Annotated in this window: 19 protein-coding genes and 2 tRNA genes; 6 read left to right on the top strand and 15 right to left on the bottom strand. The window is 64.6% G+C overall.

All coding sequences use genetic code 11. The features are described 5' to 3' along the window. Positions 1-35: 35 nt before the first annotated feature. The 9 genes from phaR to efp form a co-directional block, all read right to left on the bottom strand. Positions 36-596 carry a polyhydroxyalkanoate synthesis repressor PhaR gene (phaR, locus tag Q0082_RS17110; protein WP_298194817.1) on the bottom strand — a complete coding sequence of 187 codons (561 nt, stop codon included), beginning with the start codon at positions 594-596 and terminating at the stop codon, positions 36-38. Between the two features lie 88 nt (positions 597-684). Beyond that, complete coding sequence (gene alr / locus Q0082_RS17105; RefSeq protein ID WP_298194816.1) at positions 685-1,743, bottom strand: alanine racemase; 1,059 nt, start codon at positions 1,741-1,743, stop codon at positions 685-687. Continuing rightward, complete coding sequence (locus Q0082_RS17100) at positions 1,733-3,358, bottom strand: MFS transporter (protein WP_298194815.1); 1,626 nt, start codon at positions 3,356-3,358, stop codon at positions 1,733-1,735. Before Q0082_RS17100 ends, alr begins: the two co-directional genes overlap by 11 nt. 194 nt (positions 3,359-3,552) lie before the next feature. Further along, the gene (locus Q0082_RS17095; protein WP_298194814.1) at positions 3,553-3,972 is read right to left on the bottom strand and encodes an iron-sulfur cluster assembly scaffold protein; all 420 of its coding nucleotides are present in this window, start codon (positions 3,970-3,972) and stop codon (positions 3,553-3,555) included. Continuing rightward, positions 3,969-4,592 (bottom strand): CvpA family protein, encoded by a 624-nt coding sequence (locus tag Q0082_RS17090; RefSeq protein ID WP_298194813.1) that lies wholly within the window; start codon positions 4,590-4,592, stop codon positions 3,969-3,971. The genes Q0082_RS17095 and Q0082_RS17090 overlap by 4 nt, the downstream gene beginning before the upstream one ends. Positions 4,593-4,603: 11 nt before the next feature. After that, positions 4,604-5,971 carry a DNA repair protein RadA gene (gene radA / locus Q0082_RS17085; RefSeq protein ID WP_298194812.1) on the bottom strand — a complete coding sequence of 456 codons (1,368 nt, stop codon included), beginning with the start codon at positions 5,969-5,971 and terminating at the stop codon, positions 4,604-4,606. Positions 5,972-6,037: 66 nt separating this feature from the next. Beyond that, positions 6,038-6,121: transfer RNA gene (locus Q0082_RS17080), tRNA-Leu, on the bottom strand. 36 nt (positions 6,122-6,157) lie between these two features. Continuing rightward, complete coding sequence (locus tag Q0082_RS17075; RefSeq protein WP_298194811.1) at positions 6,158-6,982, bottom strand: inositol monophosphatase family protein; 825 nt, start codon at positions 6,980-6,982, stop codon at positions 6,158-6,160. A gap of 5 nt (positions 6,983-6,987) precedes the next feature. Continuing rightward, positions 6,988-7,551 carry an elongation factor P gene (gene efp / locus Q0082_RS17070; protein WP_298194810.1) on the bottom strand — a complete coding sequence of 188 codons (564 nt, stop codon included), beginning with the start codon at positions 7,549-7,551 and terminating at the stop codon, positions 6,988-6,990. A gap of 120 nt (positions 7,552-7,671) precedes the next feature. Here efp and Q0082_RS17065 point away from each other — a divergent pair, with 120 nt between their 5' ends. Further along, positions 7,672-8,061, top strand: a complete 390-nt coding sequence (locus Q0082_RS17065) for a hypothetical protein (RefSeq protein WP_298194809.1) — start codon at positions 7,672-7,674, stop codon at positions 8,059-8,061. A 5-nt stretch (positions 8,062-8,066) separates the two neighbouring features. On the opposite strand, the gene thiE is transcribed toward Q0082_RS17065, so the two are convergent. The 6 genes from thiE to tkt all read right to left on the bottom strand — a co-directional run bounded on the left by thiE (position 8,067) and on the right by tkt (position 14,605). After that, positions 8,067-8,696 (bottom strand): thiamine phosphate synthase, encoded by a 630-nt coding sequence (gene thiE / locus Q0082_RS17060; protein WP_298194808.1) that lies wholly within the window; start codon positions 8,694-8,696, stop codon positions 8,067-8,069. Positions 8,697-8,925: 229 nt separating this feature from the next. After that, complete coding sequence (locus Q0082_RS17055) at positions 8,926-9,822, bottom strand: fructose bisphosphate aldolase (RefSeq protein ID WP_298194807.1); 897 nt, start codon at positions 9,820-9,822, stop codon at positions 8,926-8,928. A 102-nt stretch (positions 9,823-9,924) separates the two neighbouring features. Then, positions 9,925-11,121 (bottom strand): phosphoglycerate kinase, encoded by a 1,197-nt coding sequence (locus Q0082_RS17050; protein ID WP_298194806.1) that lies wholly within the window; start codon positions 11,119-11,121, stop codon positions 9,925-9,927. Then, positions 11,118-11,546 carry an MOSC domain-containing protein gene (locus Q0082_RS17045; RefSeq protein WP_366522576.1) on the bottom strand — a complete coding sequence of 143 codons (429 nt, stop codon included), beginning with the start codon at positions 11,544-11,546 and terminating at the stop codon, positions 11,118-11,120. Before Q0082_RS17045 ends, Q0082_RS17050 begins: the two co-directional genes overlap by 4 nt. A gap of 45 nt (positions 11,547-11,591) precedes the next feature. Beyond that, the gene (gene gap, locus Q0082_RS17040) at positions 11,592-12,599 is read right to left on the bottom strand and encodes a type I glyceraldehyde-3-phosphate dehydrogenase (RefSeq protein ID WP_298194805.1); all 1,008 of its coding nucleotides are present in this window, start codon (positions 12,597-12,599) and stop codon (positions 11,592-11,594) included. 23 nt (positions 12,600-12,622) lie between these two features. Then, positions 12,623-14,605 (bottom strand): transketolase, encoded by a 1,983-nt coding sequence (gene tkt, locus Q0082_RS17035; protein ID WP_298194804.1) that lies wholly within the window; start codon positions 14,603-14,605, stop codon positions 12,623-12,625. Positions 14,606-14,766: 161 nt separating this feature from the next. Here tkt and Q0082_RS17030 point away from each other — a divergent pair, with 161 nt between their 5' ends. The 5 genes from Q0082_RS17030 (at position 14,767) to Q0082_RS17010 (ending at position 16,554) form a co-directional block, all read left to right on the top strand. Continuing rightward, a complete protein-coding gene (locus Q0082_RS17030) occupies positions 14,767-14,970 on the top strand; it encodes a hypothetical protein (RefSeq protein ID WP_298174800.1) in 204 nt (67 codons plus the stop codon). Next, positions 14,967-15,299: a cell division protein ZapA gene (locus tag Q0082_RS17025; RefSeq protein ID WP_298194803.1), complete on the top strand. Its 333-nt coding sequence runs from the start codon at positions 14,967-14,969 to the stop codon at positions 15,297-15,299. Before Q0082_RS17030 ends, Q0082_RS17025 begins: the two co-directional genes overlap by 4 nt. A 243-nt stretch (positions 15,300-15,542) precedes the next feature. Next, on the top strand, positions 15,543-16,139 hold the full coding sequence (locus tag Q0082_RS17020; protein WP_298194802.1) for a 5-formyltetrahydrofolate cyclo-ligase: 597 nt from the start codon (positions 15,543-15,545) through the stop codon (positions 16,137-16,139). An 11-nt stretch (positions 16,140-16,150) separates the two neighbouring features. Beyond that, positions 16,151-16,375: a DUF2842 domain-containing protein gene (locus Q0082_RS17015; RefSeq protein WP_298194801.1), complete on the top strand. Its 225-nt coding sequence runs from the start codon at positions 16,151-16,153 to the stop codon at positions 16,373-16,375. 102 nt (positions 16,376-16,477) lie between these two features. Further along, positions 16,478-16,554, top strand: a tRNA-Asp gene (locus Q0082_RS17010). The last annotated feature ends 56 nt before the right edge of the window (positions 16,555-16,610 follow it).

Here is a 16,610-nt window from a genome sequence, read left to right as displayed (position 1 = left end):
AAACGGGATTCGGGCAATCCCGCTTGGGTACGGCTTTACCCTGCCAGCTGGTCCAGCTTCTTCTGCATGTCGGCCATCTGCTTGCGCAGAACCGCGAGTTCGTCCTCCACCGGGGCCGCCGCATTCTTCTCGGCCTCTGCCGCCTGCACGGCGCCCGGCACGAACGCAGCCGTAGCGGCCTTGAAAAGCTCCATGTTGCGCTGCGCGATCTGGGCCAGCGGATTGGCCCCGATGCTGTCCTCGATCGCCTTCCTGAGCTTGGCCTGGTTCTCGCGGAAGTGCTCCATCGAGGCTTCGAGATAGCTCGGTAGAAGCGCCTGCATCGAGTTGCCGTACATGGCAATCAGCTGGCGCAGGAAGTTCGTCGGCAGCATCTGCTCGCCGCTGGCTTCCTCTTCCATGATGATCTGGGTGAGGATCGTGTGGGTCAGATCGGCGCCAGTTTTGGCGTCCAAGACCTTGAATTCAATGTTTTCCTTAACCATCTGAGCGAGGTGATCAAGGGTGATATAGCTTGAGGTGCGGGTGTTGTAGAGCCGCCGGTTCGCGTACTTCTTGATAATGACGGTATCACCGTCCTTCGCTGCGTTTGCCATTTTTTATCGCGCCCTGCTGGGTTTATGCAGTTGCTATTAGCAGATGCGGTATGTGCAGCGCAATAAACCTTGAAGGGATAACAACAATTCATTGGCAGCGGGCAAACCTTCGGCCCAGCAGCGTGAGCAGCTCGTATTGCGACAATCCGCTTGCAGCCGCTGCCTCTGGCAGCGTGTATTCGAGCGCCAGCCAGTCCCCTTCGCCGCAGTTTTCCGCGGCCGTAAGGTCAACAATCGTCATGTCCATCGACACGCGGCCAAGGACCGGTAGCCGCTGCCCGTGCCAGAGCACGTACCCCCGGCCCGACCAGCAGCGCAGGTAACCATCTGCGTAACCAATTGCGATTACCCCAACGCGCATGGCCCGGTCGGCCGTGAACGTCGCATTGTACCCAACCGAGTCGCCGGCCGCGAGTTGGCGCACCTGGATCACGGCGGCTTCCGGATAGGCCACTTGCGCAATTTTGCCCGCCAGTTCGCCGCGCGGCACGCCACCATAAAGCGCGAGCCCGGGCCGCGTGAGGTCGCAGTGATAGTCCGGCCCCAGCGCGATCCCGGCGCTATTAGCGAAGCTGTAGCGCCGCGCCGGCACCGCGCGCATCACGTCGCGAAACCGCCCCAGTTGCGCTGCATTCTGCCCACTGTCCTCGTCCGCACTGGCAAGATGGCTCATGCAGGTCTCGATTTCGAGCTTGGCGATGGCCGGATCGAGGATGTCGCCCAGCGGTAGCCCGAGCCGGCTCATCCCGGTATCGACCATCAGTTCGCACGCCCCCCCGCCTGCCCGCAGCCAGCGCCGCACCTGCTCCAGCGAATTCAGCACCGGCCGCACGCCAAGTGCGCGTGCATAGACGGCCTCGGCATCGGTCATCGGACCATGCAGCATGGAGACCTGCGCCGCGGGCACATGGCGAACTGCCGCAGCTGCTTCCTGCCAATGCGCCACGAACCAGTCCTGGCACCCTGCAGCGGCGAGCGTCGGCAGCGCCGCGCTCATGCCCAGCCCATAGCAATCGGCCTTGATCGCCGCACCGGCCCGCGCCCTACCCGAGAGCGCATCCAGCGCGCGCCAATTTGACGCCAGTGCCGCTGTATCCAGGCGCAGCCGCAGCGCTGCGGGTGGCAGCGGCAGGTCGTCAGGCATCATCGTCCGCAAAGTCCCGCGGCATTCCGCCCTTGAGGCCCCATGCCGAGACGATCAGCGCCACCAGCACCACCAACCACGTATACCAAAGCCCGGCATAGGGATCGCCCGTCCGGGCCACGATCAGCGAGGAGATCAGCGGCAAGAAACCGCCGAGATAGCCGGTGCCGATGTGATAGGGGATCGACATCGAGCTGTAGCGGATACGCGCGGGAAACATCTCGGACAGCACGGCCGCAACCGGACCATACGTCGCCCCCGTCAGCGCCATCAGCGCGACGAGACCGAGCACGATGATCGCCGCGTTTGCAAAACCGGGTTTGACCTTGGCGAAATCATAGCCTCGTGCAGCAAGCTTAGCTTGCAGCACCTTGCCGCGTACGGCGCTCTTTTCGGCCCAGGGATAGTCGCCCAGCGAGGCGCTGTCGGCTCCGATTGTCATGTCCAGCGCCGAGCCATCGCGAAGCGAATAGTGCACCCCCGAGGCAGAAAGGTCTGCGAGCAGCTTGCCGCACTGCGTTGCCTGCTCGGCAGCAAAGGGATTGTAGCTGCAATCGGGGCCGATCACCACGACAGGCTCGCGCTTGGCCATATCGGCAAGACCGGGATTGGCAGCATTGCCGATCATCCAGAAAATCGGGAATAGCAGCAGCAGCGTCACCACATAGCCAAGCACGATCGGGAGCTTGCGGCCCACCCGGTCCGAGATATGGCCGAACAGCACGGCAAAGGGCATGCCGATCACGCAGGAAAGGCCCACGAGCAGTTCGGCGGTCATGTCGTCCACCCGCATCGGCCCCTTGAGGAACGAAAGGCCGGTGAACATCGAGGTATAGAAGATCACCGTCAGCCCCGCCGCCACGCCGAACAGCGCGATGAAAAGGCGCTTGCCATTGCCGGGATACGTCATGCTCTCGATGAAGGGATTGCCGGCGACCTCGCCGCTTTCCTTCATCGCCTTGAACACCGGGCTTTCCGAAAGCTTTAGCCGCATCCACAGCGAAACCGCCAGCAGCGCAAGGCTGAGCAGGAACGGCACACGCCAGCCCCAGGCTTCCCAGACCTCCTTGCTCATCGCGCCCTTGCAGGCCAGCACCACGACAAGGCTCAGCACAAAACCGCCGACCACGCTCGACTGGATGAAACTGGTAAAGAACCCGCGCCGCGCCGGGGCGGCATGTTCGGCCACATAGACTGCCGCCCCGCCATATTCACCGCCCAGCGCCAGGCCCTGCAGCACGCGCAACAGGATGACGAGTGCAGGCGCGGCATAGCCGATCTGCGAAGCCGGCGGGATAAGCCCGACGCCAGCGGTCGCAATGCCCATCAGCGTGACGGTGACAAGGAAGGTGTATTTGCGCCCGAGCTTGTCACCAAGATAGCCGAATAGCACTGCGCCCATCGGGCGGAAGCCGAAGCCGACCGCGAAGACCAGCCAGAACAGCAGCATCTCCAGCGTGGCATTGCCAGTCGGGAAAAACGCCTTGGAAAGGATCGCACCCAGCGTACCGTAGATGAAGAAGTCGTACCACTCGAACACGGTGCCGACCGACGAGGCCGCAACCACCAGGCGGATCTCCGCCGCGGTCGGTTCGGGTGCGCCATTCACCTCATGCATGCCCAACTGTTTCCCATCCCCTTGCCAGCAGTCTTGAGACTGTCTGACGCTTCACCCTGAAGCGCGGGCTGTAGCGAAGCAAAGCCTGCCGGGAAAGTGCGCCAATACAAAGAAATCTTGCCGCCTGTTTCGTCATCGTGCAGCGCGAAGCAACGAAGCAACCCTCGACAAGCGATAGAGGCGCCAGCCAGCGCTCACCCAAGCGCGGCCAATGCCGCATCCCATGCCAGCATGATTGCCCCATGCCGTGCCGGATAACCGAGCGCCGGCTCGACTAGCGCAATCCCGGGCCAATCCGGTGTGGTGCCCGTCCCGGCCAGCCAGTCCGCAAGGTCCTCACGCGCCTCGGCAATATCCGCCTGGGTGCGCCCTTTAGCCGCGCTGGCAAAGGCAAAGGCGGCCGCCTGCCCGATCGCGCAGGCATGCGGGCGCAGGCCTAGCGCGCTGATCCGTCCCTCGCCGTCCACCGCCAGCCCGAGTGCCAGCGTGCTGCCGCAACTGCGCGAGCGAGCCTCACCCCGCAGCGGCAGGGTCTCGTCCCATCCGAAATCGGCGAGCGCCGTCGCCGCGCCAAGGATTTCGGGCGTGTAAAGCGTGCGGGCCGGCGCGGTCATTCGCCGTTCGCCGCTTTGCTGAGGCGCCGCTGCAACTCGCGCCGTGCAGCCTTCCTTGCCGCATCGCGCGCCGCCTTCTCCAGCGCGCTTTCCTTGTCCGCCTCTGCCTTCTTTGCGGCTTTGGCGGCTTCCTCGCGGCGACCGTCGATGATCGTCATGAGTTCCTCGCTTGCCGCATTCAGGAACGGATAGGTGCGCGCCGCGGTAATCCAGGTCGGCCGCCCGTCTGCGCCCCAGACGATGTCATAACCGAACACCAGCAGCGAGAACCCGAGGACCATGATCACAAAGCCCTTGATCGCCCCGAAGCCGAACCCGAGCACGCGGTCGATCGGCCCCAGCACCGAACTCCTGCTCGCGCTGCCGATCGATGCGGCGATCATCTTGGCGGCAAAATAGGGGATGATGGTCAGGATCGCGAAGGCCAGCACACCTGCGCCGGTCTCATTCTTGAGATAGGGCGCAAGCAGATGCGTCAGCGGTTCATGGCCGTAGCGCACGGCGAACAGGCCAACGCACCACGCGAGCAGAGAAAGGACTTCCTCGACAAAGCCGCGAAAGAACCCGCCGATCGCGCAGACCGCAACGATCAGGAAAACAACATAATCGAAGCCGGTCATCGCGGGGAAATCTACGAGCCGCCCATCACCCGGTCAACCAGGTTCGGCAGCAGTGTGATCGGCGCGTAAGAGATCCCCGGCACCCTCTCCTGACTGCCCGCCGGGCCATGTGCCTTGTCGAATCCCAGCTTTGCCGCCTCGCGCAGCCGGATCGAGGAATGCGCAACCGGGCGGACTTCTCCGGCGAGGGAGATCTCACCGAACCACGCCGAGGCCCCTGAAAGGGGCCGGTCCGAAAGCGCCGAAATAAGCGCCGCCGCGACCGCCAGATCCGCCGCAGGATCGGTAAGACGGTAACCTCCAGCAACGTTGAGGTATACCTCCGCACTGGAGAAGTTGAGCCCGCAGCGCGCTTCGAGCACCGCCAGCAGCATCGCGAGCCGTCCGCTGTCCCATCCCACAACCGCGCGGCGCGGGGTCGCCCCGCTTTGCAGCCGCACCGTCAGCGCCTGGATCTCGACCAGCACCGGCCGCGTTCCTTCCAGCGCGGGAAACACCGCGCTTCCAGGCACCGGGCTCTCGCGCCCCGAAAGGAACAGCAGCGAAGGATTGCCGACTTCCTCCAGCCCTGCCCCTGCCATCGCGAAAACGCCGATCTCGTCCACCGCGCCGAAACGGTTCTTGAGCGCGCGCAGGATGCGGTACTGGTGGCTGCGCTCGCCTTCGAAGCTCATCACCACGTCGACCATGTGCTCCAGCACGCGCGGGCCCGCGATCGTGCCATCCTTGGTCACGTGCCCAACCAGCACCAATGCCGCGCCGCTCGCCTTGGCATAGCGGATCAGCTCGAACGCACAGCCGCGCACCTGGCTTACCGTCCCCGGCGCGCCTTCGATCTGGTCGGAATACATCGTCTGGATCGAATCGATCACTACAAGCGCGGGCGGGTCCATCGTGTTGAGCGTGGTGAGGATATCGCGCACTGAAGTCGCCGCCGCGAGCCGGATCGGCGCGCCGCCGAGACCGAGCCTGTCCGCGCGCAGTCGCACCTGATCGGCCGCTTCCTCGCCGCTGATATAGACCGCATCGCCCCCAGCCACTGCGACCTTTGCCGCCGCCTGCAGCAGCAGCGTGGATTTCCCGATTCCGGGATCGCCGCCCATCAGGATAGCTGAACCGGGCACCAGCCCGCCGCCCAGCGCCCGATCAAACTCCGCCAGTCTCGTCTTGCGTCGCTCCGGCAGCTTTACCGGCTGATCGAGCGCGACAAAGGCGACCGGCCGCCCACCGCTGGAGAGGTCATGTTTGGAGGAAAACACCGTCTCCGGAGCATCCTCCTGCAAGGTGCTCCACTCGGAACAATCCGGGCACTGGCCCTGCCAACGGGGCGAAACCCCGCCGCAGGCCTGGCAGACATATCGGCGTTTAGGTTTGGCCATGAGGCAAGGCCTAACGTGAACATAGCAGGAACACAAGACCCGCTACGCAGCCAATTGATACGGAAATGGTGCCCCTGGCCAGACTCGAACTGGCACATCTCTCGATAACCGATTTTGAGTCGGTCGCGTCTACCATTCCACCACAGGGGCACTCTCGCAGGGGTTTAACTGCCCCCGCCCGGGGCATCAAGCCGTCTTGATCGCGCCGACCACCAGCTTGTGCAGCTTGGAATGCAGCGCATCGTTGCCGGCTAGCACGGTCTCGTCGCAGATCGGCTGCGAGCGGCCACGATAGTCGGAAACGAACCCGCCTGCTTCACGCACCAGCAGGCACCCGGCGGCCGTATCCCACGGCTGCAAGGAGCTTTCCCAGAACCCGTCGAACCGACCGGCCGCGACCCACGCAAGGTCAAGTGCCGCCGAACCATGCCGCCTGATCCCCGCCACGCGCGGCCCCAGCTCGTGATAGATCCGTGTCCACTCGCCCATGTCGCCGCGCCCCGCAAAGGGAATGCCGGTGGCGATCAGCGCTTCATCGAGATAACGCCGCGCCGAAACGCGCAGACGCCGGTCCTGCAGCCACGCGCCGCGGCTCTTCTCGGCCCAGAAGCTTTCATCGGTGATCGGCTGGTAGACGATGCCTGCGGTCACCTCGCCCCAGCCTTTGCCGTCCAGCGTCGGCTCCTGCACCGCGATCGAAATCGCGAAATGCGGGATGCCGTGAAGGAAGTTGCTGGTGCCGTCGAGTGGATCGATGATGAAGCGCGGCTTGCCCGGCTCGCCTTCGATCGTGCCGCCCTCTTCAAGTACGAAGCCCCAACCGGGCCGCGCCGCGCGCAGCTCGTCCCACAGCGTCCGCTCGGCGGCCTGATCGGCCTTGGAAACGAAGTCCGCCGGCCCCTTGCGGCTCACCTGGAGATGCTCGACTTCGCCGAAATCACGGCGCAACCGCTGACCAGCCTTGCGGGCCGCCTTCTCCATCACCCGCATCAGGCCTGAAATGGCTGACATGCGCCTCAGCCCACCTTGCCGACGTAAGTACGCTCGTAGACGTCAACGATGATCCGCGTCCCGCTTGCAATATGCGGCGGCACCATCACGCGCACACCGTTGTCGAGGATCGCGGGCTTGAAGCTGGACGAAGCGGTCTGCCCCTTCACGACGGCATCGGCCTCGACGATCGTCGCCTCGACCTGCTCGGGCAGCTGCACCGAAATCGGGCGCTCTTCCCACATTTCGAGCAGCACGGTCATGCCGTCCTGCAGGAAGGCCACGGCTTCGCCCAGAAGGTCAGCCGGCAGCGTGATCTGGTCGTAGGTTTCCACGTCCATGAAGATCAGGTCGTCGCCTTCCTTGTAGAGGAACTGGAAGTCCTTCGTATCGAGGCGAACGCGCTCGACCGTGTCGGCACTGCGGAAGCGCACGTTGGTCTTGCGGCCATCGATCAGGTTCTTCATCTCGACCTGCATGAACGCGCCGCCCTTGCCGGGCTGCGTGTGCTGGGTCTTGGCAACCTTCCAGATGCCCTTTTCGTATTCCAGGATATTGCCCGGACGGATGTCCACGCCGCTGATCTTCATGATGGAAAGAGCCCCAGTGAATGGAGGAATTGGGATGCACGCCGAAAGGGTGCGGGAGCGCGGCCCTTAGCGCCAAGCGGCGATTGCTTCAAGCCGCCGTCGCATGCTAGCCCCTGCGCCATGATCCGCATTGCGCTCCCCGCCCTCGTGCTCCTCGCTGCCGCCCCCGCGATGGCCGCACCCGGCGGTGCGATGTGGACGGTACCGCAAGGCCGGTGGACCTGCGAGCTTCCGGGCGATGCCACAACGCCGCCCGTCCCGCAGCCGGAGAGCAACTTCAGCATCGTGCCCGATTCCAGCTATCTGACAGGCGGTGTGCGGGGCACCTATCTCCTGCTCGGCAAGACCTTCACGATGACCTCAGGGCCCCTCGCCGGGCGCCGCTTCGAAAAGGTCGGCCTTTCGCTTCTCAAGCTTGGACCGGATGGCAAGCGCGACGGGCTACGCTGCGTGCGGGCGGGCGCCGTGCGTGATGAATACAGCGCAGGCGAAGGCGCTTCGGCCGAATAAGTCGCTCAGCCCGCCGCTCTCGCGATGGCATCGTTGAGGGCGCGGACGCCTGCAGCTTCGTCGCCGCCCCAAACGGCATGGCTGACCGCAAGGAAATCGGCGCCTGCTTGAGCCAGCGGTCCGCAATTGGCCGCAGTAATCCCGCCGATCGCGACGCAAGGCAGCTCGAACAGCCGCGACCACCATTCCAGCAGTTCCGGCTCGGCGACATGCTTGGTGTCCTTGGTCGCGCTTGGGAAGAATGCCCCGAAGGCAACGTAGTCGGCGCCCACCTCGCCCGCTTCCATGGCAAGGTGCCGGCTTGCATGGCAAGTAACGCCGATCTGAGCCGCTTTGCCGAGCCGCGCGCGGGCGTCCGCCACGCTGCCGTCGTCCTGCCCTAGATGCACGCCATCCGCGCCGAGCCGCTTGGCGAGGCTGATCGAGTCGTTGACGATGAAGGCCACATCGCGGTCTGCGCAGATGCGTTGGAGAGGATCGGCCAGACGCGCCGCCTCGTGCTCGTCTAGACCCTTCACGCGAAACTGGAACGCCGCGACCGGCCCCGCATCAAGCGCGCGGGCAAGCCGGTCGGGGAACAGGCCACCTACTTCGAGCGGCGAGATCAGGTAAAGCTGGCAGGCAAGATCAGACATTCCTGTGCCTTAGCGAGCCGGGTCCATGAGCGCAAATGGGGCGGCGAGCCAACGCAGTCGCTGCCAGCCGACGCGGTGCAGAAAGAAACCCGAACAAACAAACCCACCCTTCGTCATTGCGAGCGGAGCGAAGCAATCCAGAGCGGTAGTGCGCCGCGCTCTGGATTGCTTCGTCGTTACACTCCTCGCAATGACGAAGGTTGGGCTTACTTGGCGCCCCGCAACGCTGTCAGGCCGTCTTCACCGTCGAACCGCGATGAATCTCGTCGATCGCAGCGCCGAGCGAGGCATCAAACGCGTCATCGCTCATCTGCGCGCGCAGGTCTTCGAGCAGGGCGCGGCTGAAGCTTGCGATAATGCCGTTGTTCTTGGCAAGCTCGACGCAGGCTTCGGGCCGCTTGTAACCACCCGAAAGCGCAACAACGCGCAGCACGCGCGGATGCGCCACCAGCGGATCGAACGTGCCGGGCACCACCGGCAGCGAAAGCTTGAGCATCACCTCTTCGCCCTCGGCCAAGGCATCAAGTTGCTTCAGCGTCTCTTCGAGCAGAATCGTATCGCACGCGGCGCGCGTTTCGCTCTTGATGTTCACCTCGGGCTCGATGATCGGCATCATGCCATGGCTAAGGACCTGCCGGCCCACCTCGAACTGCTGCGCGACGACGGCCGCAATGCCCTCGCGGTTCGCCGAGTTGATCACCGAACGCTCCTTGGTCCCGAACACACCAAGCGCCTTCGACCGCTCAAGCAGTGCGTCAAGCGTCGGCATTGGCTTCATCAGCTGCACGCCGTTCACCTCGTCTTCGAGGCCCTTGTCGATCTTGATGAACGGCACCACGCCTTTGGCGATAAGCGCCTCGGGGACCGGCGTCCCGTCAACGTCGCCATCCATCGTGCGCTCGAACAGGATGGCGCCGATCACCTTCTCGCCAGTGAACGCAGCCGAACGGATAATCCGCGCCCGCATCGCGTGGATCAGGCCGAACATTTCCTCGTCGTTGCTCCACGCGCCGGCTTCGATGCCATAGCCCGCGAGGGCCTTGGGGGTCGACCCGCCGCTCTGGTCCAATGCTGCGATAAAGCCCTGTCCCGCTGCGATCTTGGACTTCATCTCGGCAAAGTTCATGGTGTGCCCCCATTGGTGTGCATTCGTATGCGCGGCCCTTAATGCGGTTTGTACCGCACCGCAATATAGCAGCGCAGCCCGCGCGCGTTTTATTCAGGTCTGTTACGCTTCGAGCGCCGCCACGCCCGGCAGCACGCGGCCTTCCATCCATTCCAGGAAGGCCCCGCCGGCAGTCGAAATGTAGGAGAAATCGCCCGCCACGCCGGCATGGCTCAGCGCCGCGACGGTATCACCGCCGCCTGCCACCGAAACCAGCGAACCCTCTCGGGTCAGCGCCGCCGCCGTGCGCGCCAGCGCCACCGTTGCGGTGTCGAACGGGGGCGTCTCGAACGCGCCGAGTGGCCCGTTCCACACCAGCGTCTTGCAAACCTTGAGCACATCGGCGAGCGCCTCGGTTGCCGCCGGGCCGACGTCGAGGATCATCTCATCGGCGGCCACTTCATGCACATTGCAGGTGCGCAAGGACGGCGGATTGGCCGCGAATTCCTTCGAGACCACAACGTCATAGGGCAAATGAACGGTGCAGCCCGAAGCATCCGCCGCATCAAGGATCGCCTCGGCAGTAGGCGCCAGATCATGCTCGCACAGCGACTTGCCGACATCGACCCCGCGCGCCGCCAGGAACGTGTTGGCCATGCCGCCACCGATGATCAAGTGATCGACCTTGCCGACGAGGTGCTTGAGCACATCGAGCTTGGAAGAAACCTTCGCCCCGCCGACAACTGCTGCAACCGGCCTTTCGGGCTCGCCCAGCGCCTTGCCGAGCGCTTCGAGTTCGGCCTGCATCGAACGGCCTGCATAGGCCGGTAGCACATGCGCCAGCCCCTCGGTCGTCGCATGCGCACGGTGCGCGGCTGAAAAAGCGTCGTTCACATAAATGTCTGCGTGCTCGGCAATCGCCTTGACGAGCGCGGGATCGTTCTTCTCCTCGCCTTTCCAGAACCGCGTGTTCTCAAGGCAGGCAATGCCGCCTTCGGGCAGAATGCCAACAACCTGCTTCACCACCGGCCCGGCGATCTCGGAGACAAACATGACCTCGCGGCCCAGAACCTGCTCCACAGCGCCGATCACCATGCTCAGCGACTGGGTCGAGACGCGCTCGCCCTTGGGCCGCCCGAAGTGGGCCAGCAGCAGCACCTTCGCGCCCTTGTCGGCGAGTTCGAGGATCGTGGGCTTGGCGGCCTGGACGCGGGTGTCATCGGTCACCGCGCCGTCCTGCATGGGGAGGTTGAGATCGACACGCACCAGCACGACCTTGCCGCGCACATCACCGATATCGTCCAGCGTACGGAAGCTCATTCCTCGATCCTCACTTCATCGCCCAGGGCAATCTCACCCTCGCTGATCACGCGTCCGCAGATCCCGCCGCGCCAGTCGGGCGTAAGCGCTGCCCGCAGCCCGTCGCGCAGTGCGTCCATGCGGCTGCATGGATCGCACTCGCAGCGCACCTCGATGCGCAAGCTCTTGCCGATGGCGATCACCTTGCCCACTTCGCGCGGCAGGCGCACGCCTGAAACCAGCAGATTGGCACGTCGGTCGGACCAAACGAGGCCATCGGCCCCGCCAAGGTTCCTCATCGCCGCTTCCCAGCTCTCGGCCTCGATGACCGTGATCTGCCGGTTGCCCTTCTTGCCTTCCGGCACCGGCCCCCGGCAATCGCCCTCCAGCCCCATGTCGGGGGTCACGCGGGCGCGGTCCAACGTCTCCATGGGCCCGCGGGACACCTTGTGCCGGGCAATCCCGTCAAGATGTCCCGCTTTAGCCATGGCTTAAAGCAGCCCGCCCATCACGCCGGCGGTATCGACCATGCGGTTGGAGAAGCCCCACTCGTTGTCGTACCACGAAAGCACGCGCACCAGCTTGCCGTCGATCACCGAGGTTTCGAGGCTGTCGATGGTCGAGCTGTGCGAATCGTGGTTGTAGTCGATCGAAACCAGCGGCTCGTCGCTGAAGCCCAGCACGCCCTTGAGCGCGCCTTCCGAAGCCGCCTTGAGCAGCGCGTTGACCTCTTCCTTGGTCGTGTCGCGGCCGGGCTGGAACGTGAGGTCCACCACCGAGACGTTCGGGGTCGGCACGCGGATCGCCGAACCGTCGAGCTTGCCCTTCAGTTCGGGCAGCACTTCACCCACCGCGCGGGCTGCACCCGTCGTGGTCGGGATCATGCTCATCGCTGCCGCACGCGCACGGCGCGGATCGCTGTGGATCTGGTCGAGGATCTTCTGATCGTTGGTATAGGCGTGGACCGTGGTCATCAGCCCGCGCACGATGCCGATACTGTCGTTCAGCACCTTGGCGAACGGCGCGAGGCAGTTGGTGGTGCACGAAGCGTTCGAGACGATGGTGTGCTCCGCCGTCAGCTTGTCGTGGTTCACGCCGTAGACAACAGTGAGGTCGACATTCTTGCCCGGCGCCGAGATCAGCACCTTCTTGGCGCCCGCCGCGATGTGCTTTTCGCACGAAGCGCGGTCGGTGAAGAAGCCGGTGCATTCAAGCACGATGTCGATGCCTTGCGCGCCGTGCGGAAGGTTCGCGGGATCGCGCTCGGCGGTTACCGCAATGCGCTTGCCGTCGATCACGAGGTCGTTGCCGTCCACTTCGACCGTGCCCTTGTAGGCGCCGTGTACGCTGTCCCGCTTGAACAGCAGCGCATTGTCCTTCGCGCTGGCGAGGTCATTGATCGAAACCAGCTCCAGGCCGCAGTCGGGCCGCTCGAGGATGGCGCGCGCCACATTGCGCCCGATGCGCCCGAACCCGTTGATCGCAACCTTGGTCGCCATGATACTGTTCTCCTACGTATGGCTTACGAAAGCCGCGCCTTGATGCGCGGCAGGATCTTTTCAACCGTCAGGCCGAAGTGGTCATAAAGCACCGGCGCGGGGGCCGATGCTCCAAAGCTGTCAATGCCGATGGTCAGGCCATCACCGACATACTTCTGCCAGCCCAGCGTGACGCCCGCCTCGACCGAGACCTTGAGCACGTCCGCCGGCAGCAGATCGGCGCGGTAGGCCGCGTCCTGCTCGTCAAACAGCTCCCAGCACGGAAACGAGACGACATCCGCGCCCACGCCTTCGGCTTCAAGCGCCTTGGCCACATCCATGGCAATCGCCACTTCCGAACCCGTCGCCATGAGCACGACCTTGCGCGGCGCGGTTGCCGCGACGAGGCGGTAGGCCCCCTTCGCGGTCTTGAACTCGGTGTCAAAGCGGACTGGCGGCAGGTTCTGCCGTGTCAGCGCCAGCACCGTCGGGCGGTGCGCATTGGCAAGCGCGAGGCTCCATGCCTCCGCCGTCTCGATCGCATCCGCCGGGCGGAACACGAGCAAATTGGGGATCATGCGCAGCGACATGACATGTTCGACCGGCTGGTGCGTCGGGCCGTCTTCACCCAGACCGATCGAGTCATGCGTGAAGACATAGATGACGCGGGTGTGCTGCAGCGCGGACATGCGCACGGCATTGCGGCAGTAGTCCGAGAACACGAGGAACGTGCCGCCATAGGGGATCACGCCGCCGTGAAGCGCCATGCCGTTCATCGCAGCCGCCATGCCGAACTCGCGAATGCCATAATAGACATAGCGCCCGCCGTAGCTGTCCTTGGTCAGCGGGCCGGTCGACTTGGTCTTGGTGTTGTTCGAGCCTGTCAGGTCGGCCGAACCACCGACCATCTCGGGGATCACCGCAGTCATTGCCTCCAGCGCCATCTCGCTTGACTTGCGTGTTGCGACCGTCGGCGGATTGGCGATCAGGCTCTCGATATAGGCGTTCTTGGCGCCGACATCGGCGGGGAGATCTCCCGCCATGCGCCGTGCGAGTTCAGCGCCCTGCGGGTGGGCTGCTGCGCGGGCTTCCCATGCCGCGCGAGCAGCGGCACCCTTGGCCCCGGCAGCACGCCAGTTGGCCAGTATCTCTGCCGGGATCTCGAACGGCGCCGCCGTCCAGCCCAGGTACTCGCGCGCGGCTTCGATCTCGCTCTTGCCGAGCGGCGACCCGTGGACATTGTGCCCGCCCTGCTTGTTGGGCGCACCCTTGCCGATCACTGTCTTGCACGAAACCAGCGAAGGCCGCGGATCGGCAGCCGCTTCAGCCAGCGCGCGGGCAATATCGGCAAAATCATGTCCGTCACAGCTCGCGGTGTGCCATCCGCTGGCAGCATAGCGCGCCAGAATGTCCTCTGTGGTCGAAAGCGAGGTGTCGCCGTCGATCGTGATCTTGTTGTCGTCCCACAAGACATTGAGCTGGCCCAGCCCCAGCGTTCCCGCGAGGCCGACTGCTTCGTGGTTGATGCCTTCCATCAGGCAGCCGTCGCCCGCGATCACCCAGGTCCGGTGATCGACAAGCTCGCTGCCGAACGTCGCATTGAGGTGGCGCTCGGCAATCGCCATGCCAACTGCCATCGCAAGGCCCTGCCCCAGCGGACCGGTGGTGCACTCCACGCCTTCCAGCATGTCGTTTTCGGGGTGGCCCGCGCAGGGGCTGCCCAGCTGGCGGAAATTGCGGATGTCGTCGATCGTAGGCGCGGCATAGCCCGTGAGGTGCAGCAGCGCGTAGATCAGCATCGAGCCGTGGCCCGCCGAAAGCACGAAGCGATCGCGGTCGGCCCATTTGGGCGCGCTGGGATCGTAGTTGAGAAATTCGGTGAACAGCACGGTCGCCACATCTGCCATGCCCATCGGCATGCCGGGGTGTCCCGAATTCGCGGCCTCTACCGCATCCATCGCCAGCGCCCGGATGGCATTCGCCATCGGTGCCAGTACGGCCTGATCCCGTTCCCCAGCCAACGTCATCGTCTGTCCCAGCTTTCGATCCTGCGGCAAGGGCCGCTCACGCGCGCGGCCGATTCGGCAGCGGGCTCTCTTTGGGAGCGGCACTCCGTAGCGTCAAGGTTGGGGAAAGGCTGGCCGTTCCCGGCTTGCGAGGCGAGGCATTTCTGCTAGCGAGTAGCTCCATGACGACCGAGGCGCAGGATTCCCCGCTCGATGCGGCGCTCGACAGGATCGAGCAGGCGATTGCCCGGCTAGAGGCTGCCGTGGCCGCTGCCCCCGCCCCTGCCGAAGTGGCCGAGCTGCGCAGCCGCCACCGCAAGCTGAAGGAGCGGGTAAGCCAGGAAATCCAGCAACTTGATCTCCTGCTGGCCAATCTGCCGCAATGACCAACGTCACGCTCAGCATCGGCGGCCGCCCTTACACAGTCTCCGCGCCGGACGGCGAGGAATCGCATGTCGAGATGCTCGGCCGTATGGTTGCCGAACGCGTCGCCAATGGCGGCGGCGGCCCCGGGCAGAGCGAAACCCGCATGCTTCTCTTCGCCGCGCTCATGCTGGCAGACGAACTGCACGAACTGCACCGACAGATGCCGCCGCCGGAAGAGGCCACGCCAGTCTCCCCGGCCCCGCCCGCCGCCGAGGTGCTCGCCAGGATTGAAACGCTGGCCGCCCGCGTCGAAAAGCTCGCCGCCCATCTCGAAGAAACGGACAGCTAAGTCCGGCACTTGAGAAAATGGCGCACGTTCCCTAGATAGAGAGCGACGGGTACTGCCCGGCACGTGCCACATGAAATCCCTGAGGCTATAAGCAAATCCTTGGGGGCTGTCCCTGCCCGGGCCCTGGCCCTGGTATATGGTCCCCACCTGACGTGAACGCGTCAGAGGATTCTCCTGGAAACGACCCATGGTGGTCCCGTCACCCCGGCACGGTGCCCTTTCGCCAAGGCCAGAAGTGTAGAGATGACCTTGGACCCTTCCGACACAGCCAGCGCCAAGGCCGCCTTGCGCAAGGTGCTGCGCAAGGCCCGGCGCGAACACGTCGCCGCGCTCGAACCGCGCATCAAGGCGCTCCTATTCTTGCGCCCGCCCGCCGCGCTCTCGGCGCTGGTTCCGGCGGGCGCGACGATCGGCCTCTATGCCGCGGTCGGTGACGAGGCGCCTACGGCCGCCTATGCGCGCCATTTCCATGAGGCCGGCCATTCGATTGCGATGCCATGGTTTGCCGGGCGCGACGCGCCGATGGAGTTCCGCCACTGGGCCTCGCCTCATCTGGACGAACTGCTGGAGCCCGGCCCCTATGGCGCTGCGCAGCCGCTTGCCGATGCGGATCCGCTGGCGCCCGATATCCTGTTCGTCCCCCTCATCGGCTTCACCGCCGAGGGCTGGCGGCTCGGCCAGGGTGGCGGTCATTATGATCGTTGGCTGGAGAAGCACCCCCACGTTCCTGCCATCGGCATGGCGTGGGATAGCCAGCTTGCCGAGGACTTGCCCACCGAGGCGCATGACAGGCCGCTCGCGGCGGTGGTAACGCCCACGCGGCTATACGGCCCCTTCTGATCGGACGCACGATGGACGAACCCGAAACCTACAAGCCAACCTGGCGCAAGCCTTTCGGCATCCTTGCGCTGATCCTTGGCCTGTTTGGCTACGCGCTGATCGTGGCGGGCCTTTCCGGGCCCATAAGCAAGCAACCGGTTATCGCGCAGACACTCATCTACGTGATTCTCGGAACAGTCTGGCTTCTGCCGCTGCGGCGTTTCCTGATTTGGATGGAAACCGGCCGCTGGGGCTGATTTCAAAGGAAAATCCGGGGCTACAAAAATTGCCTCAATTTTGCCGATCTAGGGCGTTGACAGCCAGAGACTCCTCCCATAAATGCGGCGCTCCCAAGGCGAGCGGGTGTAGCTCAGTTGGTTAGAGTATCGGCCTGTCACGCCGAGGGTCGCGGGTTCAAGTCCCGTCACTCGCGCCATTGGGAAATCGATCAAGGCACCTTCGGGTGCCTTTTTCTTTGTCTGCTCCGCGCTT

It is taken from the genome of Novosphingobium sp. (assembly GCF_027489515.1).
Taxonomy (GTDB): Bacteria; Pseudomonadota; Alphaproteobacteria; order Sphingomonadales; family Sphingomonadaceae; genus Novosphingobium.
Note: the sequence above shows the minus strand (reverse complement) of the source record. Positions and strands in the feature narration are given on the sequence as shown.

What these genes read in the sequence shown, in the direction of transcription:
- Q0082_RS17050 (WP_298194806.1), bottom strand. Translation starts at nt 11,121, where the DNA reads ATGAGCTTCCGTACGCTGGACGATATCGGTGATGTGCGCGGCAAGGTC.
- gap (WP_298194805.1), bottom strand. Translation starts at nt 12,599, where the DNA reads ATGGCGACCAAGGTTGCGATCAACGGGTTCGGGCGCATCGGGCGCAAT.
- Q0082_RS17075 (WP_298194811.1), bottom strand. Translation starts at nt 6,982, where the DNA reads ATGTCAGCCATTTCAGGCCTGATGCGGGTGATGGAGAAGGCGGCCCGC.
- Q0082_RS17020 (WP_298194802.1), top strand. Translation starts at nt 15,543, where the DNA reads ATGACCTTGGACCCTTCCGACACAGCCAGCGCCAAGGCCGCCTTGCGC.
- Q0082_RS17090 (WP_298194813.1), bottom strand. Translation starts at nt 4,592, where the DNA reads ATGACCGGCTTCGATTATGTTGTTTTCCTGATCGTTGCGGTCTGCGCG.
- Q0082_RS17100 (WP_298194815.1), bottom strand. Translation starts at nt 3,358, where the DNA reads ATGCATGAGGTGAATGGCGCACCCGAACCGACCGCGGCGGAGATCCGC.
- phaR (WP_298194817.1), bottom strand. Translation starts at nt 596, where the DNA reads ATGGCAAACGCAGCGAAGGACGGTGATACCGTCATTATCAAGAAGTAC.
- Q0082_RS17065 (WP_298194809.1), top strand. Translation starts at nt 7,672, where the DNA reads ATGATCCGCATTGCGCTCCCCGCCCTCGTGCTCCTCGCTGCCGCCCCC.
- Q0082_RS17025 (WP_298194803.1), top strand. Translation starts at nt 14,967, where the DNA reads ATGACCAACGTCACGCTCAGCATCGGCGGCCGCCCTTACACAGTCTCC.
- radA (WP_298194812.1), bottom strand. Translation starts at nt 5,971, where the DNA reads ATGGCCAAACCTAAACGCCGATATGTCTGCCAGGCCTGCGGCGGGGTT.
- thiE (WP_298194808.1), bottom strand. Translation starts at nt 8,696, where the DNA reads ATGTCTGATCTTGCCTGCCAGCTTTACCTGATCTCGCCGCTCGAAGTA.
- Q0082_RS17030 (WP_298174800.1), top strand. Translation starts at nt 14,767, where the DNA reads ATGACGACCGAGGCGCAGGATTCCCCGCTCGATGCGGCGCTCGACAGG.
- efp (WP_298194810.1), bottom strand. Translation starts at nt 7,551, where the DNA reads ATGAAGATCAGCGGCGTGGACATCCGTCCGGGCAATATCCTGGAATAC.
- tkt (WP_298194804.1), bottom strand. Translation starts at nt 14,605, where the DNA reads ATGACGTTGGCTGGGGAACGGGATCAGGCCGTACTGGCACCGATGGCG.
- Q0082_RS17095 (WP_298194814.1), bottom strand. Translation starts at nt 3,972, where the DNA reads ATGACCGCGCCGGCCCGCACGCTTTACACGCCCGAAATCCTTGGCGCG.
- Q0082_RS17055 (WP_298194807.1), bottom strand. Translation starts at nt 9,822, where the DNA reads ATGAACTTTGCCGAGATGAAGTCCAAGATCGCAGCGGGACAGGGCTTT.
- alr (WP_298194816.1), bottom strand. Translation starts at nt 1,743, where the DNA reads ATGATGCCTGACGACCTGCCGCTGCCACCCGCAGCGCTGCGGCTGCGC.
- Q0082_RS17015 (WP_298194801.1), top strand. Translation starts at nt 16,151, where the DNA reads ATGGACGAACCCGAAACCTACAAGCCAACCTGGCGCAAGCCTTTCGGC.